This window comes from Mycobacterium parmense, from assembly GCF_010730575.1.
GTDB lineage: Bacteria > Actinomycetota > Actinomycetes > Mycobacteriales > Mycobacteriaceae > Mycobacterium > Mycobacterium parmense.
The window spans coordinates 2781937-2808813 of record NZ_AP022614.1 but is presented as its reverse complement, the minus strand read 5'-3'; the positions used below and the strand labels follow the sequence as shown (position 1 = coordinate 2808813).

The window sequence follows — 26877 nt, the reverse complement described above, 5'->3', positions numbered from 1 at the left end:
GTTGATCCTCTCCTCAGCTACCGTAGAGTGTCTTCTTCCAGACCGCCGACAGGGTCGCGACGGCGTCCCGGTCGCTGATCTTCAGGCCCAGGCCCAGGCCCTGCGGGCCCGAAGGCCCTGCGAACACCGTGGTGAAGTTCTCGAACAACAGCGCGATGGCCGCCGCCGTGTGTTGCGGGTCGAGCTCCGTGCCGTGACCCTGCTGCTGCGCGCGGCGGACCGAGGCGGACACGATGTCCATGCCGAAGCGGCGAAACTCGTTCTGCACGGCCGCGAAGCGCTGCTGCGTCGCGGCCAGCTGCGCCACCGCGATCATGATGCCGATGTTCTGCTTGAACATGTTCCAGTAGCCGGTGACCACCGAGGTGAAGAAGGCGTCGTCGTCCGGCGACTCGGGCAGTGCGAGGCTCAGCCCGGACGGCTCCACCACGCCGTGCAGGAAAGACTCGGCCAGCGCGGCCAGCAGGTCTTCCTTGTCGGCGAAGTACCGATAGAACACCGCGGGTGACTTTCCGGCCGCCGAGGTGATGTCGGCCAGCGTCGTGCCGTGAAAACCTCGCTCGGCGAACAGCTTACGCGCAGCCTGCTCGATGGCCTGCCTGGTCTGGCGGCCTTTGGCGGTCAGCGCCCCGGCCGGCATCAGTTCCGGATCCGGTCGCCCGCGCGCAACAACGCGCTCGGCAGGTCGTGGCCGACGACCGATCGCGCGACCCCGGCGGCCGCGATGGCGGCGTTCAGGTCGACGCCGACGTCGACGCCGCAGTCGCGCAGCAGGTAGACCAGATCCTCGGTCGCGATGTTGCCGGTGGCACCCGGGGCGAACGGGCAGCCGCCCAGCCCGCCGGCCGAGGCGTCCAGCCGGGTGACCCCGCACTCGACCGCCGCATAGGCGCAGGCCAGCCCCGCGCCCCGGGTGTTGTGAAAATGCGCACCCAGCGGCATGTCCCCGAGCACCGGGCGCAGCGAAGCGATCAGCGAACTCACCCTGCGCGGGGTCGCCGTGCCGATGGTGTCTGCGACGCAGAAGCGGTCCACGCCCCGGTCACGGGCCACGGCGGCGACGTCGAGCACTCGTTGCGGCGGCGTCGGGCCCTCGAACGGGGAATCCCAGGCGGTGGCGACGATGACCTCCACGGTGACGCCGGCGTCGCGCGCGATGGCCACGATCTCGGCGATCGCCTCGGTGGCCTCGGCGCTGGTGCGCCCGACGTTGGCCCTGCTGAAGGTGTCGTCGGCCGCCACCACGTACTCGATCGAGCCCAGCCCGGCGGCGACGGCACGCCTGGCGCCGCCCGGGCCGGCCACCAGCGCGGAGAACTCGATGTCGGGGTAGGCGTGCAGGTTCGCGGCGACCTCGGCGGCATCGGCCATGGACGGGACCTTCGACGGCGAGACGAACGCCGTGGCCTCCACCTCGCGCACGCCGGTGGCGGCCACCGCGGCCAGCAGCTCGAGCTTGGCCGCCAACGGGATCGGCGCCTCGATCTGCAGGCCGTCGCGCAGCGCCACCTCGCGGATGTCCACCCGCTTGGGAAAGTCGGCGGACGGGTTCACAGGACCCCCAGGCCCCGCAGCTCATCGAGCTCGTCGGCGGTCTTGCCGAGCAGCCCCCTGTAGACGTCGTCGTTGTGTTGCCCGGGGCACGCCGGGCCCGCGTTGCGGACCCCCCCGGGCGATTCCGACAGCACCGGCACCACACCGGGGCCCAGCACGTTGCGCCGGAGCTGCTCGTCGTAGTGCTCGACCAACATGCCGCGCGCCCGCAGTTGCGGGTCGGCGACCACCTCGGCGACGGTGTTGATCGGGCCGGTGATGACGCCCGCGGCGCCCAGTGTTTCGGTGATCTCGCCGGGTTGGCGCCGGGCCGCCCAGTCGCCGATGATCTTGTCGAGCTCGTCCTGGTTGCGGCCGCGGGCGACGTGGGTGGCGAACCGGTCGTCGGCGGCCAGCTCCGGGCGGCCCATCGCCGTGCACAGCCGGGTGAACACGGTGTCCTGGTTGGCGGCGATCACCACCCAGGAGCCGTCGGCGGTGCGGTAGATGTTCGACGGCGCGATGCCCTCGAGCCGGGTGCCCGACGGTCCGCGCACCACGCCGCCGACGTCGTAGTCGGGGATGGTGGATTCCTGGATGGCCAAACAGGATTCGGTCAGGGCGACGTCGACCACCTGGCCGCGCCCGGTGACGGTGCGGCGGTACAGGGCGGCCAGCGCGCCCTGCGCACCGAACATGCCGGCCAGGCTGTCGCCCAGCGACAGCGCCAGCCTGGGCGGCGGCCCGCCGGGGAAACCGTTGAGGTGTCGCAGCCCGCTGGCCGCCTCGGCCACCGAGGCGTAGCCCGCCTTGTGCGAGTCGGGACCGCTCTGCCCGTAGCCCGATACCCGGACCAGGATGATCCGCGGGTTGCGTTCGCTGAGCGCGTCGTAGCCCAGGTCCCATTTCTCCAGGGTGCCGGGCCGGAAGTTCTCCACCACGATGTCGGACACCTCGACGAGCTGACAGAACAGCTCTCGCCCGCGCGGGCGACGCAGGTCCAGCGTGACTGCGCGTTTGTTGCGCGCGTGCACCGTCCAGAAGACGTGGTGCCCGTCGACCTCGGCCTGCCCCCAGGTGCGCAGCGGATCCGGGGCGCCGGGGGGCTCCACCTTGATGACGTCGGCGCCCATGTCGCCCAGCAGCCGGCCGGCGAAGGGGCCGGCGATCAGGGTGCCCAGCTCGAGCACCCGGATGCCGTCCAGTGGCCCCGTCACGGCCATCACGGCCTCGCGAAGTCGTGGCGCACGAGCCAGTCGGTGATGATGCCGACGGCGGCGCGCAGCTTGTCGCGCTGTTCGGGTCCCGCGTAATAGTGTGTGGCTCCGGGGATTTCGTGCATCTCCTTGTCCTGGTGCCCGATCGCGTGGAAGAGCCGCCGGGTGTGGCTCGGCGTGCAGGCGTCGTCGGCAAGATTACCGATCACCAGCGCCGGCACGTCGATGTCCGGCCCGCAGAGCACCCCGTCGCCGCGGGCGTCGTCGTAGCTCCACTGAGACAGCCAGCCGCGCAACGTCGAGAAGCGGGCCAGCCCGACCGGGCTCATGTTCACCAGCCGAGGATCCCCCAGATAGCACGTCCCCGGCGTGCGTTCGTTGGGATCGACGGTCGGGTCCAGCCAGCGCGGGTCGGCCATGGTGCCGTGCACCACGAATCCGAACTCCTCGTCGGCGCGGCCCGTGGCCCGCAGCTGTGCGAGCTTGTCCTTCACCCACGCGGTGATGCGGCGGTTCCGGTCGATCTGGGCCTGCCGGTACCGGGCGAGGAACTGTTGGCTGTAGGGCGGCTGGTTGGGGTTGTCGGGGTTGTACAGATCCAGCTCGGGGTCGCGTTTGGTCGGATCGGACTCGTCGAGGATGGACGCGTCGATCCATTCCGTCAGCGTGCCGTGCCGACTGATGTGCGCGGCCAGCAGCATGATGCCGTCGGCGGCGGGCAGTTCGAGGGCGGTCAGGTCCGGGCCGTCGCCGGACGGGCTGGAGGTGATGGTCGCGTGCTGGGCCTGCTGCTGGTAGAGCACCGAGAGTGAGCCCCCGCCACTCCACCCGGCCAGCACCACCCGGGTGTAGCCCAGCCGTTTCTTGGCGTCCTTGATGCACTCGCCGAGGTCCTCGACCACCTTCTCCATCAGCAGCGCGGAGTCCGTGCCCCGAAATCGGCTGTTGCAGTAGATGACGTGGTGGCCCGCGCGGGCCAGCGCATTGATCATCGGCAGGTAGGCGCCGCCGCCGATCGGGTGCATGAACACCAGCACGGTGTCCGACGGCTTGTCCTTCGGCTTGAGCAGATAGCTCTCCAGCACCGTGATCTCGGCCAGGCCGCCGTACACGTCGCGCACGTTCGTGTGGTTCGAGAATGCGACGAGGTAGGGGATGCGTTGGTATTCGTGTTTCACGGCAGTCGGCATCGTCAGTGTTGTCCCAGGTCGTGGGCCAGCACCTCGGCCGACGGGGTCAGCCGCCGCCGGGTGTCGACGGCGATCACCTGCCAGTCGACGCGGGTGAATTCGTCGAACTTGCGACGCGCCCGTTCCCGCGCCTTCTCGGGCGCACCGTGGTGAACCCCCTGCGGCGCATGCGAAATGAGCCCGGGCGGCATCGGGATGCCGTACAGCGAGCCGCCGTGGAAGAAGGCGATCTCGTCGTAGTCGACGTTGCGGTGATACCAGGGCGTGCGCTCGGTGCCGGGCACGCCCTCGGCGGGCCGGGGCAGGAAGTTCATCACGTAGACGCCGGTCGCCTGCATGAACAGGTGCACGGTCGGCGGCAGGTGGACGCTGTCGGAGGTGACGACGTTGTAGTCGGCGATGTTGAACGTGAACGCGAAATTGTCGCCTCGCCAGCCCTCGACGTCGATCGGATTGTGTTCGTAGACAAGCGTTGTCGGCCCGCCTCTATGGACAAGCCGAACCTCGTAGCCGTCGCGTCCGTCGTCGTCGGCCGGGGCCGGCTCGGGGATGGTGGCCTGCGCGGGGTCGAACGGGAAGTGCCGGCCCAGGGCGCCCGGCGCGGGGACCCGCAGCTCGTCGGTGGTCTCGATCATCAGCATCGTGGTCTCGCTGTCGGGAAGCTGACGCCAGGTGCACGCTTTCGGGATGTACACCCAGTCGCCCTCGCGGTAACGCAGCGGCCCGAACTCGGTCTCGGCCAGGCCGCTGCCCCGATGCACGAAGCACAGCAGGTCCCCGTCGATGTGGCGGACCCAGAACGGCATCGGATCTCGGCGGCGGCTCAGCATGATCCGGCAGTCGTCGTTGTCGAACAGCGGCAGCGGTTCGCCGCGGGAGTCGGCGGCGTCGGCCGGTTTCAGCTCGCCCGCCAGCACGTCGACGGGCCGCAGCGGCCCGTCGGCCCGGTAGGCGGTGGGGTCGTGGCGGCGGTAGAGGTTGGCGGTCCGGCCGGTGAAACCGCCCCGGCCCAGCTCGTCGTCCTTGAGCCCGTCGAGGTCGGCGTGCAGGCGACGCGGGGTCTTGCCCTTACGCAGCTGGACGAAGGATTCCACGATGCGGCTCCCCATCACGTTCGGCCAACAGAAGTGAAAGTGACATTACTTTTGGTTTGAGGCGGACGCAAGGACCGCCAACCGGTGACAGAGCCGGCGCGCGTCAATCGCGGACGCGCAGAACGACCTTGCCCTCGGCGGTGCGGTTCTCCAGCGACGCGACCGCCGCGGCGGCGTCCTCGAGCGGGTAGACCGCGGGCTCGGGGGGTGCGAGCTCGCCGGAGGCCAGCAGCCGCTCGAGCCCGGCCCACTGCTCGGCCAGCGCACCCGGGTGGGTCCCCGTCCACGCGCCCCACCCCACGCCGACGACGTCGATGTTGTTCAGCAGCAGCCGGTTCACCTTCACCGTGGGGATGTCGCCGCCGGTGAAGCCGACGACCAACAGCCGTCCGCCGGGTGCCAGGGAGCGCAGGGAGTCGGTGAACCGGTCGCCGCCGACCGGGTCGACGACGATGTCGACGCCGCGTCCGCCCGTCAGCTCCTTCACCGCATCCTTGAAACCGTCGGCCAGCACCACGTCGGTGGCGCCGGCCGCGGTGGCGATCCGGGCCTTGTCCTGGTTGCTGACCACGGCGACGGTGCGCGCCGCCCCGAGCACCGACGCGAGTCGCAGGGTCGACGTCCCGATACCGCCCGCCGCGCCGTGCACCAGCACCGACTCGCCGCGCTGCAACCGCCCGCGGACGGTCAACGCGAAGTACACCGTCAGGTCGTTGAACAGCAGGCCGGCGCCGGCCTCGAAGCTGACGTTGTCGGGCAGCTTGAACACGCGGTCGGGGGAGAGCACCGCAACCTCGGCCATCCCGCCGCTGAGCATGGTGAGGCCCACCACCCGGTCACCGGGGCCGACCGGCGCGCCGTCGGGTGCCGACCTGACCACGCCGGCGATCTCGGCCCCGAGCACGAACGGCGGATCCGGACGGTACTGGTACAGGCCGCGGGTGAGCAAAGCGTCCGGAAAAGCCACACCTGCCGCGTGCACGTCGACCACCACGCCGTCGCCGGTGGGTTCGTCGACCTCGGCCAACTCGACCGCATGCGGACCGTCAAGCCGGGTCACCCGTATAGCGCGCATGGTCGAACAGCCTAATCTCGGTTCGGAATGCGCCGGCGACCCGCACCAGCGCCCAGCCGGTCCCGGTTACTTGAGCTCGGCCGACGACAACCCCAGCAGGCGGCGGGCGACCACCAGTTGCTGGATCTGCTGGGTGCCCTCGAAGATGTCGAGGATCTTCGAGTCGCGTGCCCACTTCTCCAGCAGCGACTGCTCGGAATAGCCTGCCGTGCCGGCCAATTCGACGGCCTTCAGCGTCACGTCGCTGGCCATGCGGCCGGCCTTGGCCTTGCTCATGGACGCCTCTTTGGAGTTGGGGATCTTGTTGTCGGCCTGCCAGGCCGCGCGCAGCGCCAGCAGGTAGGCGGCCTCCCAGTCGGCCTCCATCCGCAGGAACTCCGAGGCGGCGGCGCTCTGGGCGTGCGACGGGCGGTCGTAGGAGATCTCCACCCCCGCCTCGGTGAGGATCCTGCGGATCTCCTCCAGCGCGGCCCGGCCGACACCGATGGCCATGGCGGCCACGATCGGCCGGGTGTTGTCGAAGGTCTCCAACACACCCGAAAAGCCTTTGCCCTCTTCGATTTCGGGGTTGCCGAGGATGTTCTCCTTCGGGATCCGCACGTTGTCGAACCGGATCGCCGCGGTGTCGGAACCCTTGATGCCGAGCTTGCGCTCGAGCCGCTCGACGGTGACGCCGGGATGCTCGCGCGGGACGACGAACGACTTGATGGCCGCGCGGCCCTTCGACTTGTCCAGCGTGGCCCACACGACGATGTGGGTAGCGCGCGAACCCGCTGTGACATAGATCTTTTCGCCGTTGATGACGTACTCGTCGCCGTCGAGCCTGGCGGTCGTCGACACCGCCGCCGAGTCTGAGCCGAAGCCGGGCTCGGTGATGGCCATCGCGGCCCACACCTTGCCGAGCCGTTCGAGCTGCTCGTCGGTGGCGACCGCGGAGATGGCCGCGTTGCCCAGTCCCTGGTAGGGCACCGAGAGCATCATCGCGACGTCGCCCCAGCTGGCCTCCAGCGTCTGCAGCAGCGCGGCCATGTTGGCGCCGTTACGGTTCTCGTCTCCGGCCTGCCCCTCGGCGCGCAGCGCGTCGGCGCCCGCCATGTCGTTGGAGGCCGAGGCGCCCTCGAACATGCTGAACAGCGTGTCGAGCTCGACGGGGTAGGCGTGTTCGGCGAGGTCGTACTTGCGGCCGATCGGCCGCATCAGCTCGGCGGCACCCTGGTGCGTCGTGACCACCACCGACTGCAGCTTGCGGGGCAGTTCCAGATTGATTGCCATGATCAGACTTTCGGCTCGATGCGATGACTACCTAGATGACTCTCAGATGACGGTGACGCCCTCGGCGACGCCGATGGCCCGTAGGTCGCGGTACCAGCGCTCGACGGGGTGTTCCTTGGTGAAGCCGTGGCCGCCGAGCAGTTGCACGCCGTCCAGGCCGATCTGCATGCCCTTGTCGGCCCCGAGCCGCTTGGCCAGTGCGGCCTCGCGGACGAAGGTCAGGCCCTGTTCGGCCCGCGCCGCTCCGCGCCAGGTGATGAGCCGCAGCCCGTCGAGTTCGATGGCGATGTTGGCGCACATGAAGGCGACCGCCTGGCGGCGGGCGATGGGCTCGCCGAAGGCCTCGCGTTCCTTCACGTACGGGACGACGTAGTCGAGCACCGCGTGCGACGTGCCGACCGCCAGCGCCGCCCAGCCGAGCCGGGACAGTGCGACCGCTTCGGAATAATCGTGGTCCGACGCCCCGTCCTCTCCGAGCCGCGCGCTCAGCGGCACCGACACACCCGAGAGCTCGACGTGGCCCAGGGCGGCCGCGCGCAGACCCATGCTCGGATCCGGTTTGACCGTAAGGCCTTTCGCCGACGACTCGACGATGAACAGCGCCGGCTTGCCGTTCAGTTGCGCGCCGACGACGAAGAGCTCGGCGTCGGCCGCGGCGGGGACCAGCGATTTGACCCCGTCGAGCCGGTATCCGCTGGGCGTGCGCACCGCGGTGGTCTTCAGCCGGGTCGGGTCGAACAGCGGCTGGGGCTCGGCGATCGCCACGCACGCCTGCGGCACGTTCTCACCGGCGAACTCCGGCAGGTAGGTGGCCTGCTGGTCGGCGCTGCCCCAATGGGTCAGCGCCGATGCCACCCCGCCCGGGGCGAGGATCGGCAGTGCCAGCCCCATGTCCCCGTATGCCAGCGCCTCGGCCACCAGCACGTTGGTCACGCTGGTGCGGTGTTCGGCGATGCCGTCGAAGTCCTCGGGGATGTTGAGCGCGGTGATGCCGAGCTCGGCGGCCTTGGCGATCAGGTCGGGCGGGTAGGTGGCGGCCTCGTCGGCGTCGGGGGCGGCGGGTCGCAGGATCTCCGCGGCGAACTCGTCGACGGTCTCGACGATCAGCTTCTGGTCGTCGTCGGGCGTCAGGTCGAAGTAGTCCTTGCCGCTGGACTTCAGGCGGGTCGGCCCGCCGCGCAGGTTCTGGACGCGCTTGAACTGGCGGGCCGTTGCGGCCGTCGTGGAGAAGATGGCCTTGGTGCCGTAGCGCAGGCCGTCGTTCAGCGGGTCCCGCAGGTGGTAGCGGTCCAGGAATTCCTGGCCGACCAGCGGCGTGATCAGCGCGATGGCGATGTCGATAGCGGTCCGCTTGTGGGGCCGCAGCCCCACGCCGTTCTCGGGGCCGGTCTTGCGGGCGCGCCGTTTGGTGCGGGGTCGCTCGGAAGTCTTCTGTGAACCGGAAACGGTGTCGGTCATGTCAGCAGCCTCGGTCGTTGGGGCAATGCGGATAAGGCTATCTTACTGCTGAGTAAGATAGAAGCCTCCGCCTGTTAGCTAATTCACAACACCGGGGTCAAGGCGTGCGAGCACCTGCGCGTGCAGGAGCCCGTTGGTGGCGACGGCGCTGCCGCCGTGCGGTCCCGGGGTGCCGTCGAGCGCGGTGAGAATGCCGCCCGCCTCGCGCACCACGATGTCCAGCGCGGCCAGGTCCCAGACCGACACCTCGGGTTCGGCGGCGATGTCGACGGCGCCCTCCGCGAGCAGGCAGTAGGAGAAGAAATCGCCGAAGGCGCGCACCCGCCACGTGGCGTCGGTCAACGCGACGAACCGCTCGCGCAGGCCGCGCTGCGCCCACCCGGACAGGCTGGAGAAACTCAGGCTCGCCGAATTGAGCTCTGCCACAGACGAAACGGCCAGCCGACGCGGCGGGCCGCCGCCGACCGCGACAAACGCGCCCTGGCCGCTCGCGGCCCACCATCGCCGCTGCAGGCAAGGCGCGCTGACCACGCCCACGACCGGGACGCCGTCCTCGAGCAGCGCGATCAGGCTGGCCCACACCGGCACGCCGCGCACAAAGTTCTTGGTGCCGTCGATCGGATCGATGATCCACTGCCGCCCGGTGAAGGCGGCGGTGCCGCCGAACTCCTCGCCGAGGACGCTGTCGCCCGGGCGCTCGCGCGCGAGCACTTCGCGCAGGCCGGCCTCGACCGCGCGGTCGGCGTCGGTCACCGGGGTCAGGTCCGGCTTGGTGTCGACGCGCAGGTCGAGCGCGCCGAACCGGGCGGATGTCACCGCGTCCGCGCGGTCGGCCAGCGTCAGCGCCAGCGCCAGGTCGTCCCGATTCATGCCAGCAGTCCTACCATGGCCGAATGTGGGAATACGGTGTGTTGCTCCTGCTGGCCGGCGTCTTCGCCGTGGCCCTGGCCCAGCGCTTCTTTCCTCGCGGCCCGCGCGGCGAGCAGTGCAGCGGCACGCTGCTGGTGACCGGCGTCAGCCCGCGACCCGACGCCACCGGTGAGCAGTTCGTCACCATCTCCGGCGTCATCAACGGGCCCACCGTCAGCGAATACGCGGTCTATCAACGCATGGCCGTCAACCTCGACCAGCCCGGGGCGCAGTGGCCGACCATGGGCCAGCTGATGCCGGTGGTGTACTCGCCGAAGAATCCCGACAACTTCAGGTTCGCGCCGGAAGCGCCGCCCACGGTCTGAGGCGTTCGCGGATAGGGACCAATGGCACCCGATTGTGGACCCATTGCCCTGGGCCGGCGGCGTTTTCCTCAATAGCGTGGCTCGTGGTGGCGGCTGCGGGCCGGCCGCTCCGACCGGCAGAGGAGACCGCGATGTCGCATCCAGCACCGACGGTGGTCGTCGGCGTCGACGGGTCGAAAGCGGCCATCAACGCGGCGCGCTGGGCGGTCGACGAGGCGATCAGCCGGGACATCGCGCTGCGGCTCGTGTACGTGGTAGAGCCGTCGCAGTACTCCGGCGCCGGCATCCACGAGACCCGGGTGGCTGCGGGCCGCGCGGCGTTGTACGACGCCCGCCGGGCCGTCGAGTTCAACGAGAAGCCGGTCAAGATCGAGACCGAGATCGTCACGGGCAAGCCGCTCGCCAAGCTGGTCGAGGAGTCGAGGTCGGCGGCGCTGATCTGCGTGGGGGCCGTCGGGCTCAACAGCGCTCACCGCGGCGTCGGCTCGATCTCGGCCGCCCTGGCTGCCGCGGCCCTGTGCCCGGTGGCGGTCATCGGGCGGCCCGCGGCCCGGCCGCGTGCTCTCAAGGTTGCCCGGGTGGTGGTGCAGGCGTCCGACGGCGCGGTGCTGCGGCACGCTTTCGAGGAGGCCCGCCTGCGGCGCGTCCCGCTGCTCGTCGTCTCGGTGACCCCGGCCGGTGTGCCGGACGACGCGGACGAAAAGCGATTGGCGCAAGCGGAATTGGACCGGCGGATGGCCCGGTGGGTACGGTCTTTCCCCGACGTGCGGGTCGAGTGCGTCAATGTGCGGGGGAGCGTCGACCGGTATCTGGCCGCCAACGACGAACCGGATCAGTTGCTGGTCACCGACTCGCTCGCATGTTTCGACGTGTGCGGTGCGCACAACGCCGGACGCTCGGTTCTGGCCGTACGGTCCAAGAACCTGTGAGCGGCGCCTAGCCGTGCCCGATGTGTAGCAGCTTTTCCAGGCTCGGCAGCTTGACGCGGGGGCGTCCGTGCGGTTCGCCGGCCGAGCGCTCGTGGCGGTCGATGACGTCCCAGTGGGCGGTGGTGATCAGCTTGGGCTGACGCTCGGCCAGCCAGTCGGCCAACCGGTCGGCATGGTCTGCGGGGAACGCGGCGAGCTGACCGGCCCCGCGCAGGTCGCCCAGCAGGGTGTCGATGGTGTCCTGCGAGTCCTTCTTGTTGGTGCCGATCACACCGGTGGGCCCGCGCTTGATCCACCCGACGACGTAGTCGTTGCGCCGGCCCTGCACCCGCCCGCCGATGTTGGGGATCGTCGCGGTCTTCTCGTCGAACGGCAGCCCGGGCGTCGGCACGCCCCGGTACCCGACGGACCGCACGATCAGGGACACCGGCAGCTCCTCGCGCTCACCGGTGTCCTTGGCCACCACCCGTCCGCTGTCGTCCTTGACCAGTTCGTTGCGGCCCAGCACGATGCTCTCCACCCTGTCGCGGCCCTTGACCTCGATCGGGGACGTCATGAAGCGCAGCACGATGCGCCGGTGGCCCGGACGCGGTGCGCGTCCCGCGTAGTCGCGCATGACGGCGATGTTCAGTTTGGCCGTCTTGCCCGCCGCGGCGGCCTCCTCGTCGGTGATGCCCTCCAACTGGGCGGGGTCGACGACGACGTCGACGTTGTCCAAGTCGCCGAGCTCGCGCAGCTCCAGCGTGGTGAAGGCAGTCTGCAGCGGCCCGCGCCGGCCGATGACCACCGCTTCCTCGACGCCGCAGGGTCCCAGCGACTCCAGCGCGTGATCGGCGATGTCGGTGCGCCGCAGCTCCTCGGGGTCGGTGACCAGGATGCGTGCGACGTCGAGGGCGACGTTGCCGTTGCCGACCACGACGGCGCGGGCGCCCGACAGGTCGGGCGTGGCGTGCTCGAAGTTCGGGTGGGCGTTGTACCAGCCGACGAAGTCGACGGCGGCGATGCTGCCCGGCAGGTTCTCGCCGGGGATGTTCAGCGCGCGGTCGGATTGCGCGCCGACGGCGTAGACGACGGCGTCGTAGCGGTCGGCGAGTTCGTCGGCCTGCACGTGTTCGCCGACCACGACGTTGCCGAAGAAGCGGAACCGGGGGTCCTGGGCCGTCTTCTCGAACTGTTTGCTGATCGACTTGATCTTGGGGTGATCGGGTGCGACCCCGGAGCGCACCAGGCCCCAGGGCGTCGGCAGCATCTCGAGCATGTCGACCGCCACGTCGAAGTCCGCGGCGTCGGCCGCCTTGAGCAGGGAAGCCGCGGCAAAGAAGCCCGACGGTCCCGAGCCGACGATGGCGACGTGATAGGGGCGCATGCCGTCCAGCCCTTCCGTTCGTGATCGTCACTCGATGCTAAACGGTGCCATCGCGCGCGCGACCTGAGCACTCGCCGCGATCAGGGCCGACGGTAACGTGGTCGCCTGTGGAACCCGACCGTCAAGCCGACATCGCCGCCCTCGACGCCACCCTGACCACGGTGGAGCGGGTGCTCGATGTGGACGGTTTGCGCGTCCGCATCGAGAAACTCGAGCAGGAGGCGTCCGACCCCAACCTGTGGGACGACCAGGCCCACGCCCAGCGCGTCACCAGCCAGTTGTCCCACGCCCAAGGCGAGCTGCGGCGCATCGAGCAGTTGCGGCAGCGCCTCGACGACCTGCCGGTGCTCTACGAGCTCGCCGCCGAGGAGGGTGACGACGCGGCCGGCAGATTGGAAGCGCAGGCCGAGGCCGACGCGGAGCTCAAGGCGCTGCGCGCCGACATCGAGGCCACCGAGGTGCGCACCCTGCTCTCCGGCGAGTACGACGAGCGCGAGGCCCTGGTCACCATCCGTTCCGGCGCCGGCGGGGTCGACGCCGCCGACTGGGCCGAGATGCTGATGCGGATGTATGTCCGCTGGGCCGAACAACACAAGTATCCCGTCGAGGTTTTCGACACCTCCTACGCCGAGGAAGCGGGCATCAAGAGCGCGACCTTCGCGGTGCACGCGCCGTTCGCCTACGGAACTCTGTCGGTCGAACAGGGCACCCACCGGCTGGTCCGCATCAGCCCGTTTGACAACCAGAGCCGGCGTCAGACATCGTTTGCCGAAGTCGAGGTGCTGCCGGTGGTGGAGACCACCGACCACATCGACATCCCGGAAGGCGATGTGCGGGTTGACGTTTACCGCTCGAGCGGCCCGGGCGGGCAGTCGGTGAACACCACCGACTCCGCGGTGCGTTTGACGCACATACCAACGGGTATTGTCGTGACTTGCCAGAACGAGAAGTCGCAACTGCAGAACAAGATCTCGGCGATGCGAGTGCTGCAGGCTAAGTTGTTGGAACGCAAGCGTTTAGAAGAACGCGCCGAGCTGGACGCGTTGAAGGGTGAGGGCGGCAGCTCCTGGGGCAACCAGATGCGTTCCTACGTGCTGCAGCCCTATCAGATGGTCAAGGATCTGCGCACCGACTACGAGGTGGGCAATCCGGCGGCCGTATTGGACGGAGACATCGACGGGTTCCTGGAAGCGGGAATCCGGTGGCGCAACCGAAAAGATGACGAGTAATACCACTGTTCTTGCCGTAACCACGGCCTCTGCGACGCAGCGCTGGCACGACTTCTGGCGCGGCGAGCTGGGTGAGTGGGTGATCACCCGCGGCCTGCGCATCGTCATGGTGCTGATCGCGGCGGTGCTGGCGGCCCGCTTCGTCAACTGGGTCGCCCAGCAGGTGACCCGGCAGTTGGACATCGGGTTCGCCGAAAGCGATGCGCTGGTGCGCTCGGAAGCCACCAAGCACCGCCAGGCCGTGGCATCGGTGATCTCGTGGGTGTCGATCGTCATCATCGGCGTCTGGGTGATCATGCAGATCGCCGACATCCTGCAGTTTTCGGTGACCGGGCTGGTTGCGCCGGCCACCGTGGTGGGAGCCGCGCTGGGTTTCGGCGCTCAACAGCTGGTGCGGGACCTGCTCTCCGGCTTCTTCATCCTGGCGGAGAAACAGTATGGCTTCGGCGACCTGGTCACCCTCACCGTCGTGTCGGCGACGGAGGCCAGCGGCACCGTCGAGAACGTGACGTTACGGGTGACCCGGCTGCGCTCACCGGATGGTGAGGTGTTGACCATCCCCAACGGCCAGATCGTCAAGGTCGTCAACCTGTCCAAGGACTGGGCGCGCGCGGTCGTGGACATCCCGGTGTCGACCAGCGCGGACCTCAACCAGGTCAACGAGGTCCTGCACCAGGAATGCGAACGCGCCATGGACAACCCGGTGCTGGGCGACCTGCTGCTGGACGCCCCGACCGTGATGGGCGTGGAGAGCATCCAGGTAGACACGGTCACACTGCGGATGGTGGCCCGCACGCTGCCCGGCAAGCAGTTCGAGGTTGGCCGGCAGCTGCGCTTCCTGGTCATCCGGGCGCTGGCCCGCGTCGGCATCATGACCGCGGCCGACGCGACCGTGGGCCTGGTGGAGGGGCCGTCCGTCGCGGTGGCCCAGGCCGCGGAGGCGGCGCGCGCCACCGATGACGCCAAGGGTGCGGTGCAACCACGGTGAAGTTCTCGCTGAGCAACCTCGAGAAGCGCAGCGACGGCACGGAGCGACGCTGGAGTCGTCTGTTCGGCGGCCGGGTGCGCACGTCGACGCTGGTCCTGATCGTCGTCTTCGTGGCCGTGTGGTGGGTCTACGACACCTACCGCCCGGAAGCGGAGCCGAAGCCGCCGGCCCAGGTGGTGCCGCCGGGCTTCGTGCCCGACCCGAACTACACCTGGGTCCCGCGCAGCCGTGTGCAGGAGCCGGCACCGACGGTGCGCTACACGCCGACGCCGACTCCGACCACCACGACGCCTTCGCCCACCACCACCGTGCCGCCCCCGACGACCACCACCACGCCCCCGTTCCCGCTGCCCCAGCTGCCGTGCCTGCTGCCCCCGCCGTTCTGCCCTCCGAGCGCCACCCCCACGACGCCACCGCCGCCGGAACTGCCGCAACCGGGGCCCGGACCGGCGCCGAGTTCGCAGCCGCCAGCAAGTTGATTACGCCCGCCCGAGCAGCTCGCCGCTACACTGGCGTGCCGTGATGATCACCCTGGACCATGTCAGCAAGAAGTACAAAGCGTCGGCACGGCCGGCGTTAGAGGACGTCAACGTCAAAATCGACAAGGGTGAGTTCGTCTTCCTGATCGGCCCGTCGGGTTCGGGTAAATCGACGTTCATGCGGCTGCTGCTGGGGGAGGAGAACCCGACGGCCGGTGACGTCCGGGTCTCGAAGTTCCACGTCAACAAGCTGCCGGGCCGGCACGTGCCGAAGCTGCGTCAGGTGATCGGTTGTGTCTTCCAGGATTTCCGCCTGCTGCAGCAGAAGACGGTGTACGAGAACGTCGCCTTCGCGCTGGAGGTCATCGGCAGGCGAACCGACACGATCAACCGGGTGGTACCCGAGGTGCTCGAGACCGTCGGCCTGTCCGGGAAGGCCAACCGGCTGCCCAGCGAGCTGTCCGGTGGCGAGCAACAGCGCGTGGCGATCGCCCGGGCGTTCGTCAACCGGCCCCTGGTGCTGCTGGCCGACGAGCCGACTGGCAACCTCGACCCGGACACCAGTAAGGACATCATGGATTTGTTGGAGCGCATCAACCGCACGGGAACGACCGTGCTGATGGCCACACACGACCACCACATCGTCGACTCGATGCGGCAGCGGGTCGTCGAGCTGTCCCTGGGCCGGCTGGTGCGCGACGAACAGCGCGGCATCTACGGGATGGACCGCTAAGTGCGCTTCGGCTTCCTGCTCAACGAGGTCCTGACCGGGCTTCGCCGCAACGTCACCATGACGGCGGCGATGATCCTCACCACCGCGATCTCGATCGGCCTGTTCGGCGGCGGGCTGCTGGTGGTCCGGCTGGCCGAGAACTCCCGCAGCATCTACCTCGACCGCGTCGAGACGCAGGTCTTCCTCACCGAGGACGTCTCCGCCAACGACCCGTCGTGCACCGCCGACCCGTGTAAGGCGCTGCGGCAGAAGATCGAAGGGCGCGAGGACGTCAAGTCGGTGCGATTCCTGAACCGCAACGACGCCTACGAGGACGCGATTCGCAAGTTCCCGCAGTACAAGGACGTCGCCGGAAAGGATTCATTTCCGGCATCTTTCATTGTCAAGCTGAACAATCCCGAGCAGCACAAGGACTTTGACATGGCGATGCAGGGCCAGCCGGGGGTGCTGTCCGTGCTGAACCAGAAAGACCTGATCGACCGGCTGTTCGCGGTCCTGGACGGCCTGAGTCGGGTGGCGTTCGCCGTCGCCCTGGTGCAGGCCGTCGGGGCGATTCTGTTGATTGCCAACATGGTCCAGGTGGCGGCGTACACGCGCCGCACCGAGATCGGGATCATGCGCCTGGTCGGGGCCAGCCGCTGGTATACCCAGCTGCCCTTCCTGGTGGAGGCGATGTTCGCCGCCGCCGTCGGTGTGGTGATCGCGATCGCCGGCCTGGTGCTGGTGCGGGCGTTGTTCCTGGAAAATGCGTTGAACCAGTTCTACCAAGCCAATTTGATCGCACGAGTGGACTACGCCGACATCCTGTACATCTCCCCGTGGCTCCTGCTGCTCGGCGTGTCGATGGCCGGTCTGACCGCCTACGCGACATTGCGTCTGTACATCCGGCGTTAGCTGTGGCCAACAAGTCCGGTGGGGGCAAGGCGGCTGGCGGCAAACGTGGCAGCAAACAGATCATCGCCACCAATCGCAAAGCGCGGCATAACTACTCGATCATCGAGCTCTTCGAGGCAGGAGTGTCTCTGCTCGGCACCGAGGTGAAGAGCCTGCGCGAGGGACATGCGTCTCTGGCCGACGCTTTCGCAACCGTCGACGACGGCGAAGTGTGGCTGCGCAACTTGTACATCCCCGAGTACCAGCACGGTAGCTGGACCAACCATGAACCTCGTCGCAACCGAAAGTTGTTGTTACACAGGCACCAAATCGACAACCTGATCGGCAAGATACGAGATGGTAACCTCACGCTGATGCCACTGTCACTGTATTTCTCAGAGGGCAAGGTCAAGGTCGAACTTGCGCTCGCGCGCGGCAAGCGAGCGTACGACAAACGCCAGGACATGGCCCGCCGCGACGCCCAGCGCGAAGTGGTCCGTGAAATGGGCCGCCGAGCCAAGGGCATGAACTGATCGGCGCCGCCTTCGCCGAGCTGTCGGCCGTCACGTACGGCATGGTCATGGCCATGGCATCGGTGGCGATGATCGCCGCGAACTAGCGGTCGTAGGATCCTGCTATGGCCGATCGCGCGGTGACCAGAGTCGACAAGTCCGAGGTGCTCGCCGGCCTCTTCGGGGTGTGGGACGGCATCGCGGCGCTGCTGGGCGGGCTGCCCGAGGGGCAGTGGTCAGCGGCGAGCCCGCTGCCCGGCTGGGACGTCAAGGCGGTGGTGTCGCACATGATCGGCACCGAGTCGTTCCTGGGCGGTGTGCCCGCGCCCCAGCCCGACACCGATTGCTCCGCGCTCGAGCATGTACGCAACGACGTCGGGGTGATGAACGAGTGCTGGGTGCGTCACCTCAGTGCGGAATCGGGCGCCGACGTGCTCGCACGGTTCGAGTCGGTGACCGCAGACCGCCGCGAGGCCCTGACGGCGATGTCCGAGGACGACTGGGACGCGGTGACACCGACACCCGTGGGCCCCGAAAGCTACGGGCGGTTCATGCGGGTGCGGGTGTTCGACTGCTGGATGCACGAGCAGGACATTCGTGAGGCGCTGGCGCGGCCGTCCACGGATGAGCAGCTCGACACGGCGGCGACCCGGTTGTCCCTGGACGAGATCGCCGCCACGATGGGTTACGTCGTGGGCAAGAAGGCCAAGGCGCCCGACGGTTCGCGGGTGTTGTTCGAGCTGACCGGCCCGGCGGCCCGCAGCATCCGGGTGAGCGTCGACGGCCGCGCCCGAACGGTCGAGGACTTCGGCGGCCAGGAGGCCACGGCGACGATCAAGCTCGACTCGCTGCAGTTCACCAGGCTGTGCGGGGGGCGCCCGATGTGCGGCGCCAGGCCCCAGAACATCGAACTCGGCGGCGACAAAGACCTGGCCGCGCAGGTCGTCGAGCACCTGAACTTCGTGATCTGACCGCTGCGTCAACCGCGAAAATGCGACGTTCGTCACAGCGGGCCGACACGCGTATGACGTTGGAGGGGCCCGGGTAGCCGGTTTGTAGAGGCGCAGTCAGCGCCGAATCATCGACTCCCGGAGGCTGGAAGACTTATGACTTCACCCGATACGACCAGGCTGCTCGCTCAGCTACGCACGCTGTTGGATCTGACCAACACTGAAATCCAGATCGCCGAGACCCGCACCGTTCAGGCTCGCACCGACGCCGTGCGCCGCGAACTGTCGCAGAACGCCGCCAACGGTCGCAAGCGGGCCGAGGCCATCGAGTCGGCGATTCGGGAATTGGGCGGATTCCCCGACGTGATCGGCCCGTTCCTGGGTCGCGCCGCCGCCGCCGTCAAGGCGCTGACCGAGCAGGCTGAGCCGTTCGACGAGGCGCTGCTGGGCGACCTTGCGCTCGAAAGCCAACTGCTGGACCGGGCGCGCTACGCCAAGGCGCTGGCAGTCGCCGCGAAGCTCCCGGACGTCGAGGAGCTGGCGACCCAGCTGATCACCGCCCACCAGGCGACCGTGGACTGGCTGACCACCGTGCTGGCCGAAGACGCGCTCGGCGGCCCCGCCGCGCTGCGCCGCACGCCGCTGCAGGCGGCCGCCGGTACGGCGGTCAAGCTGTTCAACCTGCCGGCCACCTGGTCCGCGCGCGGCGTCGACAGGGCCGTGGACGCTCTGCGCTCCACCGGCCCCGCGCTGAACGACCTGGTCAAGCGTGGCGGCCACGCCGGCGAGATTGCCGCGAAGGCGTTGTCCGCCTCGCAGAACGCCGCGCTGCAGGCCGCGGAGCGGGTCACCCGTTCCGAAGGGGCCGTGCGGGCCGCCGACGCGCTGCACTCGGGCCGCGCCACCGTCGGGGTTCTCGACGCCAAGGAGCTGCCCATCCGCGACTACGACGACCTCAACGTCAGCGACGCCGTGGCCGCGATCAAGGAACTGACCGCTCCCCACGACGTGCGGGTGATCATCGCGTACGAGGAGGCGCACAAGAACCGGCAGCGGATTATCTCGGCCGCGCAAACGCGCGTCGCGGCGATCGCGCAGGAAGTCGTCGGTATCAACTGATCGGTGAGTTCACGAGTGCCCCGGCCCGCGAGGCCGGGGCACTCGTCACCCGACCGTGGCCCGGCACGGAAACGACTCGGAAACGACGCGGAACAATGGACTGTCCCCGGGAGTTGATACCGTCGTACCATTGATAGTCCTGCCGAAAGCCGGCGGGGATGCTCGAAGCGCAAGTACAAGGGGCTGAAAGGTTTCGACTTCGCGCATCGAATCAAGGGAAGCGTGCCGGTGCAGGCAAGAGACCACCGTAAGCGTCGTTGCAAACAGATAAGCGCCGATTCAGTTCAGCGCGACTACGCTCTCGCTGCCTAAGCGACAGCTAGTCCGTCAGACCGGGAGAGCCCTCGACCCGGACCCTGGCGTCAGCTAGAGGGATCCACCGATGAGTTCGGTCGCGGGACTCATCGGGACACCAACAGCGACTGGGATCGTCATCTCGGCTGGTTCGCGTGACCGGGAGATCCGAGCAGAGGCATAGCGGACTGCGCACGGAGAAGTCTTGAGGGAATGCCGTAGGACCCGGGTTCGATTCCCGGCAGCTCCACCGAAAATTTACTGGCCAAAGCGATAAGCTCTGGCCAGTACCAACATCTCGTCGACATCCGTCGGGTAGGCACTGGGGAGGGGCCTCACTCGTCCCCGGAGCCGGCTACATCGACCTGGGCGCCGTCGGGGCCGGCTCGTCGGCGTCTGTCCGGGCTGCGCCCGCGGCGAGGTGCTTCAGTAGCTCGGCCTGGATCAACCGGCGCCCGGGCGCGAGCCGGTGTGAGAGCCCGTTCAGCAGGATCAGCGTGCGCCCGACGAGCGCGAAGTCCTCCGGGATCTTGCGCAGGCTCGTCTCGCCCAGGATCTGGAAGAAGCCAGCCTCGGTGTCGCTGTCGCCGATCGTCATCAGCATCAGCGAGCGCAGGTTGTCAGGTTTCATCGAGGCGACGTCGAAGCCGAGCTGCTCGGCCGCGGCGAACGCGGATCGCGAGTCGCCGATCATCGAACAGACCATCATCGTCGCGACGAGCCGCGCGAAGCCGGGCGGCAGCTCCTTGGCCAAGCCGAAGTCGAGAAGGCCGATCCGGCCGTCGGGCAGGATCAGTAGGTTCCCGGGGTGTGGATCCCCGTGGAAGAAGCCCTGCTCGAAGATCATCGTGCCGTAGAGCGCGCCGATCTTGCGCGCGATCTCCGGGAGCTTGTGGCCTGCCGCGACCAGCTCCTTCGTGCGCGCGACCTGGATGCCCTCCAGGTACTCGAGCACGATCACGTTGTCGCCGCACAGCTCCGGATGGACGCGCGGGACGACCACGAAGGGCAGCTCGGTGAGGTTCTGCGCGAGCCGCTCGGTCGAGCGCGCCTCGCGCGCGAAGTCGAGCTCGAGCTCGATGAAACGCGTCGTCTCGGTGACGAGCGCCCGCATGTCGATGCGCCGCTGCACGAGCATGACGATCCCGACGACGCGGCGCAGCAGGCCGAGGTCGAGCGGGATGATCCTCGAGACCTCGGGATAGCGGATCTTCAGGACGACCTGGCCGCCATCGCGCAGCGTCGCGCGGTGCACTTGCGCCAACGAAGCGGCGGCGAGGGCCCGGCGATCGATCGTCGCGAAGACCTCGTCGAGCGGGCGGCCGAGGTCGCGCTCGACGAGCGGCCGCAGCGTCTCGAAGGGCCGCGGCGGCACCGCGTCGTGGAACTGGCTCAGCTCCTCGACGAAGGGCGCCGGGAAGAAGTCGGCCCGCGCGCCCAGCATCTGGGCGGCCTTGGTGAAGCCGCCGGCCAGCGAGAGCGCGACGCGCTTGACTTCGCGGGCCGCCGCGCGGTGCGCGCGCTGCCAGTCTGCATCGGTCGTCGGCCGGCGAGCGGTGCGATCGCGCGCCAGGAGCAGCAGATATCGGGGCAGGACGCGCACGACCGCGAGCGCCACGCGCAGGGCTCGGACGACTCGAAAGTGCCGGATCACGAAGCGGCAGCGCGCCCCGGCTATCGGGGTAGAGATAGCTCGTAGAACGCGTCGCGCGCGTTTGAGGCGGTCGTCGGCACGATGCTAGTGTGACTGGTCAGTCGGTCATTCTCAACACTGTGCTCGCCCAGAGGATCCGCCATGACGTCTCCTGCCTGGCAGCGCACCGCGCCCTCTCCTGACCGGTCGTCACCCCTTCCTTCTTCTGACGGTTCCGGCGACTTCGACCTGCTCCTGCCGCTGCGCAGCGCCGGCTCGCTCGAGAATCCCTACCCGGTCTACTCCGTGATCCGCACCGTGCGGCCCGTGCTCGAGGTGCCGGTCCCGGCGAACTACACCGGCCCCGGCATGTGGATGCTCACGCGCTACCGCGACGTCCACTCGGCGTTGCGCGACCCGCGCTTCTCGGTCGAGCGCATGCGCGCGCCGCTCATGCGCGACAACCTCGACCGCATGCCGGAGTTCCTGCGCCAGAGCGCGACTGGCATGCGCTCGATGCTGATCATGGACCCGCCCGACCACACGCGCGTCCGCAAGCTCGTCAACAAGGCCTTCACCCCCAAACGCATCGCCGCGCTGCGCGACCACATCGAGGCGATCGTCCGCGAGCTCGCCGACGAAGCGCAGGCCAAGGGCACCTTCGACCTGATCCACGACGTCGCCGAGCCGCTCCCGGCGATCGTGATCGCCGAGCTGCTCGGCGTCCCGGTCGAGGACCACCGTCAGTTCCGTCAGTGGTCGAGCGCGATGATCAACGGCTTCGCGTCGCCGAACGCGGAGGCGCGCGCGACCGGCAGCGAGGCGGCGCGCCAGATCTTCGACTACCTCGCCGACATCATCGCCGCCCGCCGCCGCGCGCCGCGCGAGGACCTGATCAGCGCGATGATCGCGGCTCAGGAGGAGCGCGATGCGCTCACCGACGCCGAGCTGCTCGCGACCGGCAACCTGCTGCTGCTTGCCGGCCACGAGACGACGACGAACCTGATCGGCAATGGCACGCTCGCCCTGTTGCGCGAGCCCGATCAGTGGAAGCGGCTCTGCAACGAGCCCGCGCTGCTCCCGACCGCGATCGAAGAGCTGCTCCGCTACGACGGGCCCGTGCAGGCGACGGTACGCGTCGCGCTCGAAGACGTCGCGATCGACGACCATGTGATCCCGGAGGGCTCTCTCGTGCTGGTGAGCATCGGCGCGGCGAACCACGACCCCGACATGTTCGACGACCCCGACCAGCTCGACCTCGCGCGCGAACCGAACCCGCACCTCGCGTTCGGGTTCGGCACGCACTTCTGCCTCGGGGCGCCGCTCGCGCGGCTCGAGGCGCGGCTCGCGTTCGACATGCTGACGAAGCGGTTCCCGGGGCTCTCGCTCCTGGAGGACCGGCCGGTGTACCGGGCGAATCCGGTGCTGCGCGGGCTCACGAGCCTGGACGTGGCGGCCTAAGCACGACGTCCCTGTTGTCGCCGTCCGCCGCACTCGGGCAAGCCGCAACCGCGATCAGCGCTTCTTGACCAGTCCGCCCGGCGGGTGCTCGTCGACGTCGTTGAGGATCAACTCACGCACGGCGGGACGCGGTCCGTACGGCCGCAGCATGGTGCTCGCCGGCCGCGGACGCACGTGCTGCGGCCACCAGAACCAGCGCCCGAGCAGGGTGGCCAGCGACGGCGTCATGAACGACCGCACGATCAAGGTGTCGAACAGCAGACCCAGCGCGATCGTCGTACCCACCTGGGCCATCACCAGCAGCGGGCTGAACATGAACGTAGCCATGGTGGCGGCGAACACCAGACCCGCGGAGGTCACCACCGAGCCCGAACCGGCCATCGCGCGGATCGTCCCCGTCCTGAGCCCCGCGTGGATTTCCTCCTTGAACCGCGAAATCAGCAGCAGGTTGTAGTCCGAGCCGACTGCCAGCAGCAGGATGATCGCCATCGCCAGCACCATCCAGTGCAACTTGATGCCCAGGATGTACTGCCATACGAGCACGGAAAGTCCGAACGAGGCGCCCAGCGACAGCAACACCGTACCGACGATGACGACGGCCGCCACGACGCTTCGGGTGATCACCAGCATGATGACGAAAATCAGTGTGGCCGCGGCAATTCCGGCGATCATCAGGTCGATCGCGGAGCCGTCGTGCATGTCCTTGTACGTCGCGGCGGTACCGCCGAGGTAGACCTTGGCACCCTCCCAGGGCGTGCCCTTGATCGCCTCGTGCACGGCCTGCTTGATCGGCTCGACGTGGCTGATGCCCTCGGGAGTCGCCGGGTCGCCCTCGTGCGAGATGATCAACCGAACAGAGTGCCCGTCCGGGGAGATGAACTGCTTGAGACCCCGCGCGAAATCCGGACTCTTGAACGCCTCCGGCGGCAGGTAGAAGGTGTCGTCGTTCTTGGCCTTGTCGAACGCATCACCTTCGGCGGTGGCGTTGTCGGATTGCGCTTTCGCCTGGTCGTTGAGACCTTTCGTGGTCGCGTAGTTCGACATGATGGTGTCGAGGTTGTGCTGCTGGCTCTCGATCTGCGGCGGTATCAGCGCCACCAGCTGCGGCTGGATCTTGTCCAGCTTGTCCAGGTTCGCGCTGAGGTTGACGATGTTCTGCGCCACCTGGTCGATGCCGTCGAGCGCGTTGAAGACGGACCGCAGCGCCCAGCAGATCGGAACGTCGTAGCAGTGCTTCTCCCAGTAGAAGTAACTGCGAAGTGGCCGGAAGAAGTCGTCGAAGTTGGCGATGTCGTCGCGCAACGCCTCGGTGATCTGCACGGTCTCTCTGGTCAGCTTGACGGTTTCGTGCGTGGTGTTGCTCAGGTCCTGGGTCACCTTCATCTGCTCGTGCAGGGTCGCCATCGTCTTGCGCAACTCGTCGGCCTGCTTGAGCAGCGCGGTCGCCTGCTCTTCCTGGTAATGCTCAGTCTGAATCCGGCCCGCGGCCTGGGCGCCCATCTGGAAACCCAGCGTGCTGTGGTCCAGCGGCGTGCCCAACGGCCGGGTGATGGTCTGCACCCGGCCGATACCGGGGATGCGGAAGATCGCCTTGGCCACCTTGTCCAGGACCAGGAAATCGGCCGGATCGCGCAGGTCGTGATCGGTCTCGATCATCAACAGCTCAGGATTGAGCCGAGCCTGGTCGAAGTGCCGGTCCGCGGCGGCATAACCGACATTGGCCGGGGTGTCCGCCGGCAGGAAGTGGCGGTTGTCGTAGTCCGTCTTGTAACCGGGCAGGGCGAGCAGACCAACCAATGCGACCCCGATGGTCACCGCCAGAACCGGTGCGGGCCAGCGGACGACCGCGGTGCCGATGCGACGCCAGCCGCGCGTTTGCAGCGTTCGCTTCGGGTCCAGCAGTTTGAAAAAGCTCGCCACGGTCAGAACCGCCGGGCCCAGCGTCAAAGCCGCCAACACCGCGACCAGCATGCCGACCGCACACGGCACCCCTAGCGACTCGAAGTAGGGCAGCCGGCAGAAGCTCAGGCAGTACATGGCGCCGGCGATGGTCAATCCCGACCCGAGCACGACATGGGCCGTGCTGTGGAACATGGTGTAGAACGCCTGTTCGCGGGTCTCGCCGAGGCCGCGCGCCTCGTGGTAACGGCCGACCACGAAGATCGCGTAATCGGTCCCGGCGGCGATCGCCATCAGCACCAGCATGTTGTTGGCGAACGTGGAAAGCCCCATGACTCCGTAGTTACCGAGCGTCGCGACAACGCCCCGAGCCGCGAGCAACTCGATGAACACCATCGCCAGCATGATCATCATGGTGATGACCGAGCGGTAGACGAACAGCAGCATCACCACGATCACCAAGAAAGTGATGAGAGTGACGACCATGACGCCCTTCTCGCCCGCACGGGACTGATCGGCGAACAGCGGTCCCGGGCCGGTGACGTACGCCTTGATTCCCGGTGGTGCGGGCACCGAGTCCACGATCTTGCGCAGGGCCAGGGCAGACTCGTTGGCCTCCCCGCTGCCCATGTTGCCGGCGAGGTAAACTTGGACGTACGCGGCCTTTTGATCGTGGCTCTGGGAACCCGCCGCCGTCAGCGGATCACTCCAGAAATCTTGCACGTGCTGAACGTGCTTCTTGTCTTGCTCGGCGCGCCTGACGATCTCGTCGTAGTAGCGGTGCGCTTCGGCCCCGAGTGGCTTGTCGCCCTCCAGCAAGATCATGGCCGAGTTGTCGGAGTTGAACTCTTTGAACGTCGAGCCGACCTTCATCATCGACTGAAAGGACGCCGCGGCAGTCGGACTCATCGACACCGAGTGAGTTTTGGCGACTACCTCCAACTGCGGCGAGATGGTGTTGGTGACGAACACGATGCCCAACCACACCAGGACGATCGGCAGCGCCAGCCGGTGGATCATCCGCGGCAGGAACGGCGGGATCAGCGGCTGGTCGACGCGCGGCGGGGCCTCGCCTGCCTCGCTCATGCGGACTTGTCCAGGCAGTAGACGAAGGCATTCACCGTTTCGTTGGGGGGTGAGTGATTAGGAGCCTTGATGACGTCACCGTGCCCGTCGTGGTTGTTCACGACGAATTGGCACGCGATCCAACTGCCGTCCCCTTGCGCCATCAGGTTTGCCGGGATGCCGGGCTTCGTCGAACTCAGGACTTTACTCCAGGGCAAGGGCACGTTGAGGGCCTGCTGCGGATGGGAGTTCTCGTCGAGGTAGTTGATGGTCGCCGTGCTGCCCGGTGAGCCCCAGACCTCGAGCGTGATCGTCTTGGCGTTGAACTGGTCGAGGACCTCGCCCGAGGTGCCGCCACCGAACGAACCGCGGTGAACGCCGAAGATGTTGTGCAGGCGGTAGACGACGAATCCGGACAGCGCGACGACGGCTGCAATGGTGAGGACGAGCCAGAACCGGGTGAACAGACCCGTCAGAAGTCTGCGCTTGGGCGGCCGGCCCGTCGCCGCTGCGCCCTCGCGGCGGCCAGAGTCTGGTTTCGTCAACGGGTCGGTCCTTGGCTCAGTCGTCGTCATGGGCGCTTCCCTCATCAGTGACACGTGATGCTCGACTATTAGCTGAGCTATACGTCAGGTTAGTCACTCTACGCACATGTGTAGGCAATTTCGCGTGCCATGTCCCAGGGATGGGTCTGCATGCCCGCACGATCAGCTGGTCTGCGGCGCCGAGTTACTCTCACCGGCATCTCGGCGAGCCGGCTTACGCCAACTCACCTGGTGGTATGGGTTCGGGGTTGGTGTTCTCCTTGGTGGTCATGTCTTTGCATTCCCCGTAGATGGTGATGGACCCGCCGGCATTCTGGACTGGAGAGTAGGGATCGAATACGGCGGTGGCGCCCCGCTTACTGAGCGCGGGAGCGTGGGTGTGGAAGTCCCCCGGGGCTTGCCAGCCGTGCTGTTTGAGCGTGGTGACCATCTGCTGGATCTCGGCTTGGGATGCTTCCAGGGTGGGTGCGTGCTCGTAGTCGAGGACGACTCGGCCCCGAAAGGGCGCGACGGCCTGGTCGTTACACGATTCGCGTTTGAAGTTGCCTGACACGTTTTTCAGAGCCAAGGTGGTGGCGATCTCGCGGGCCGCGTCGATCACCTGGGCCTTGGACTGGTCCGGAGTCATCGGGTTGGTCACCCCTTCGCTGACATTCCTTATGGCGCTGCACGATTGAAGTGCAATTGCGAGCATCGCCGCGACGAGGTAGGTAATCGCCGAACGCCTC

General features: G+C 68.0%; 25 protein-coding genes and 1 other RNA gene. 12 read left to right on the top strand and 14 right to left on the bottom strand.

Features of this window, described 5'->3' with window-relative positions; translation table 11 throughout:
• Nucleotides 1–13: 13 nt before the first annotated feature.
• The 9 genes from G6N48_RS12785 to hisN form a co-directional block, all read right to left on the bottom strand.
• Entirely contained in the window at nucleotides 14–640 is a 627-nt protein-coding gene (locus G6N48_RS12785) for a TetR/AcrR family transcriptional regulator (RefSeq protein WP_085267821.1), read from the bottom strand.
• Complete coding sequence (locus G6N48_RS12780) at nucleotides 640–1554, bottom strand: hydroxymethylglutaryl-CoA lyase (protein WP_372511273.1); 915 nt, start codon at nucleotides 1552–1554, stop codon at nucleotides 640–642. The genes G6N48_RS12785 and G6N48_RS12780 overlap by 1 nt, the downstream gene beginning before the upstream one ends.
• Entirely contained in the window at nucleotides 1551–2756 is a 1206-nt protein-coding gene (locus G6N48_RS12775) for a CaiB/BaiF CoA transferase family protein (RefSeq protein WP_085267822.1), read from the bottom strand. The genes G6N48_RS12780 and G6N48_RS12775 overlap by 4 nt, the downstream gene beginning before the upstream one ends.
• Nucleotides 2756–3928, bottom strand: a complete 1173-nt coding sequence (locus G6N48_RS12770; protein ID WP_372511312.1) for an alpha/beta hydrolase — start codon at nucleotides 3926–3928, stop codon at nucleotides 2756–2758. Before G6N48_RS12770 ends, G6N48_RS12775 begins: the two co-directional genes overlap by 1 nt.
• Nucleotides 3929–3942: 14 nt before the next feature.
• Nucleotides 3943–5034, bottom strand: a complete 1092-nt coding sequence (locus tag G6N48_RS12765; protein WP_085268056.1) for a homogentisate 1,2-dioxygenase — start codon at nucleotides 5032–5034, stop codon at nucleotides 3943–3945.
• 103 nt (nucleotides 5035–5137) lie between these two features.
• A complete protein-coding gene (locus G6N48_RS12760) occupies nucleotides 5138–6109 on the bottom strand; it encodes an NADPH:quinone oxidoreductase family protein (RefSeq protein ID WP_085267824.1) in 972 nt (323 codons plus the stop codon).
• Nucleotides 6110–6175: 66 nt separating this feature from the next.
• Nucleotides 6176–7381, bottom strand: coding sequence for an acyl-CoA dehydrogenase family protein (locus G6N48_RS12755; protein ID WP_085267825.1), 1206 nt, complete (start codon nucleotides 7379–7381; stop codon nucleotides 6176–6178).
• Nucleotides 7382–7423: 42 nt separating this feature from the next.
• Nucleotides 7424–8839, bottom strand: a complete 1416-nt coding sequence (locus G6N48_RS12750) for an acyl-CoA dehydrogenase family protein (protein ID WP_085267826.1) — start codon at nucleotides 8837–8839, stop codon at nucleotides 7424–7426.
• 78 nt (nucleotides 8840–8917) lie between these two features.
• On the bottom strand, nucleotides 8918–9709 hold the full coding sequence (gene hisN / locus G6N48_RS12745) for a histidinol-phosphatase (protein WP_085267827.1): 792 nt from the start codon (nucleotides 9707–9709) through the stop codon (nucleotides 8918–8920).
• Between the two features lie 23 nt (nucleotides 9710–9732).
• On the opposite strand from hisN, the gene G6N48_RS12740 reads away from it, so the two are divergent.
• Both G6N48_RS12740 and G6N48_RS12735 read left to right on the top strand, forming a co-directional pair.
• Complete coding sequence (locus G6N48_RS12740; protein ID WP_085267828.1) at nucleotides 9733–10074, top strand: hypothetical protein; 342 nt, start codon at nucleotides 9733–9735, stop codon at nucleotides 10072–10074.
• 131 nt (nucleotides 10075–10205) lie between these two features.
• The gene (locus G6N48_RS12735; RefSeq protein WP_085267829.1) at nucleotides 10206–11003 is read left to right on the top strand and encodes a universal stress protein; all 798 of its coding nucleotides are present in this window, start codon (nucleotides 10206–10208) and stop codon (nucleotides 11001–11003) included.
• Between the two features lie 7 nt (nucleotides 11004–11010).
• Here the strand turns inward: G6N48_RS12735 and G6N48_RS12730 are convergent, their stop codons facing one another.
• A complete protein-coding gene (locus G6N48_RS12730; RefSeq protein WP_085267830.1) occupies nucleotides 11011–12369 on the bottom strand; it encodes an FAD-dependent oxidoreductase in 1359 nt (452 codons plus the stop codon).
• A 107-nt stretch (nucleotides 12370–12476) separates the two neighbouring features.
• Here G6N48_RS12730 and prfB point away from each other — a divergent pair, with 107 nt between their 5' ends.
• The 9 genes from prfB to ssrA all read left to right on the top strand — a co-directional run bounded on the left by prfB (nucleotide 12477) and on the right by ssrA (nucleotide 19799).
• Nucleotides 12477–13598 (top strand): peptide chain release factor 2, encoded by a 1122-nt coding sequence (gene prfB / locus G6N48_RS12725; protein ID WP_085267831.1) that lies wholly within the window; start codon nucleotides 12477–12479, stop codon nucleotides 13596–13598.
• Entirely contained in the window at nucleotides 13588–14586 is a 999-nt protein-coding gene (locus G6N48_RS12720) for a mechanosensitive ion channel family protein (protein ID WP_085267832.1), read from the top strand. The genes prfB and G6N48_RS12720 overlap by 11 nt, the downstream gene beginning before the upstream one ends.
• On the top strand, nucleotides 14583–15065 hold the full coding sequence (locus G6N48_RS12715) for a hypothetical protein (RefSeq protein WP_085267833.1): 483 nt from the start codon (nucleotides 14583–14585) through the stop codon (nucleotides 15063–15065). The genes G6N48_RS12720 and G6N48_RS12715 overlap by 4 nt, the downstream gene beginning before the upstream one ends.
• Before the next feature lie 43 nt (nucleotides 15066–15108).
• Nucleotides 15109–15798 (top strand): cell division ATP-binding protein FtsE, encoded by a 690-nt coding sequence (gene ftsE / locus G6N48_RS12710; protein WP_085267834.1) that lies wholly within the window; start codon nucleotides 15109–15111, stop codon nucleotides 15796–15798.
• The gene (gene ftsX / locus G6N48_RS12705; RefSeq protein WP_085267835.1) at nucleotides 15799–16692 is read left to right on the top strand and encodes a permease-like cell division protein FtsX; all 894 of its coding nucleotides are present in this window, start codon (nucleotides 15799–15801) and stop codon (nucleotides 16690–16692) included.
• 2 nt (nucleotides 16693–16694) lie between these two features.
• The gene (smpB, locus tag G6N48_RS12700; protein ID WP_085267836.1) at nucleotides 16695–17204 is read left to right on the top strand and encodes an SsrA-binding protein SmpB; all 510 of its coding nucleotides are present in this window, start codon (nucleotides 16695–16697) and stop codon (nucleotides 17202–17204) included.
• A gap of 104 nt (nucleotides 17205–17308) precedes the next feature.
• Nucleotides 17309–18154, top strand: coding sequence for a maleylpyruvate isomerase family mycothiol-dependent enzyme (locus tag G6N48_RS12695; protein WP_085267837.1), 846 nt, complete (start codon nucleotides 17309–17311; stop codon nucleotides 18152–18154).
• Nucleotides 18155–18289: 135 nt separating this feature from the next.
• Nucleotides 18290–19252, top strand: coding sequence for a hypothetical protein (locus G6N48_RS12690; protein ID WP_085267838.1), 963 nt, complete (start codon nucleotides 18290–18292; stop codon nucleotides 19250–19252).
• Between the two features lie 179 nt (nucleotides 19253–19431).
• Nucleotides 19432–19799, top strand: a transfer-messenger RNA (tmRNA) gene (gene ssrA / locus G6N48_RS12685).
• A 102-nt stretch (nucleotides 19800–19901) separates the two neighbouring features.
• On the opposite strand, the gene G6N48_RS12680 is transcribed toward ssrA, so the two are convergent.
• Complete coding sequence (locus G6N48_RS12680) at nucleotides 19902–21164, bottom strand: ABC1 kinase family protein (RefSeq protein WP_085267839.1); 1263 nt, start codon at nucleotides 21162–21164, stop codon at nucleotides 19902–19904.
• A 177-nt stretch (nucleotides 21165–21341) separates the two neighbouring features.
• Between G6N48_RS12680 and G6N48_RS12675 the strand changes: the two genes are divergently transcribed.
• Nucleotides 21342–22640 (top strand): cytochrome P450, encoded by a 1299-nt coding sequence (locus G6N48_RS12675; RefSeq protein ID WP_085267840.1) that lies wholly within the window; start codon nucleotides 21342–21344, stop codon nucleotides 22638–22640.
• Nucleotides 22641–22694: 54 nt separating this feature from the next.
• On the opposite strand, the gene G6N48_RS12670 is transcribed toward G6N48_RS12675, so the two are convergent.
• The 3 genes from G6N48_RS12670 to G6N48_RS12660 form a co-directional block, all read right to left on the bottom strand.
• Nucleotides 22695–25625 carry an MMPL/RND family transporter gene (locus G6N48_RS12670; RefSeq protein ID WP_085267841.1) on the bottom strand — a complete coding sequence of 977 codons (2931 nt, stop codon included), beginning with the start codon at nucleotides 25623–25625 and terminating at the stop codon, nucleotides 22695–22697.
• Nucleotides 25622–26179: an MmpS family transport accessory protein gene (locus tag G6N48_RS12665; RefSeq protein WP_085267842.1), complete on the bottom strand. Its 558-nt coding sequence runs from the start codon at nucleotides 26177–26179 to the stop codon at nucleotides 25622–25624. The genes G6N48_RS12670 and G6N48_RS12665 overlap by 4 nt, the downstream gene beginning before the upstream one ends.
• A 184-nt stretch (nucleotides 26180–26363) precedes the next feature.
• Nucleotides 26364–26777 carry a hypothetical protein gene (locus tag G6N48_RS12660; protein WP_232066613.1) on the bottom strand — a complete coding sequence of 138 codons (414 nt, stop codon included), beginning with the start codon at nucleotides 26775–26777 and terminating at the stop codon, nucleotides 26364–26366.
• Nucleotides 26778–26877 lie beyond the last annotated feature (100 nt).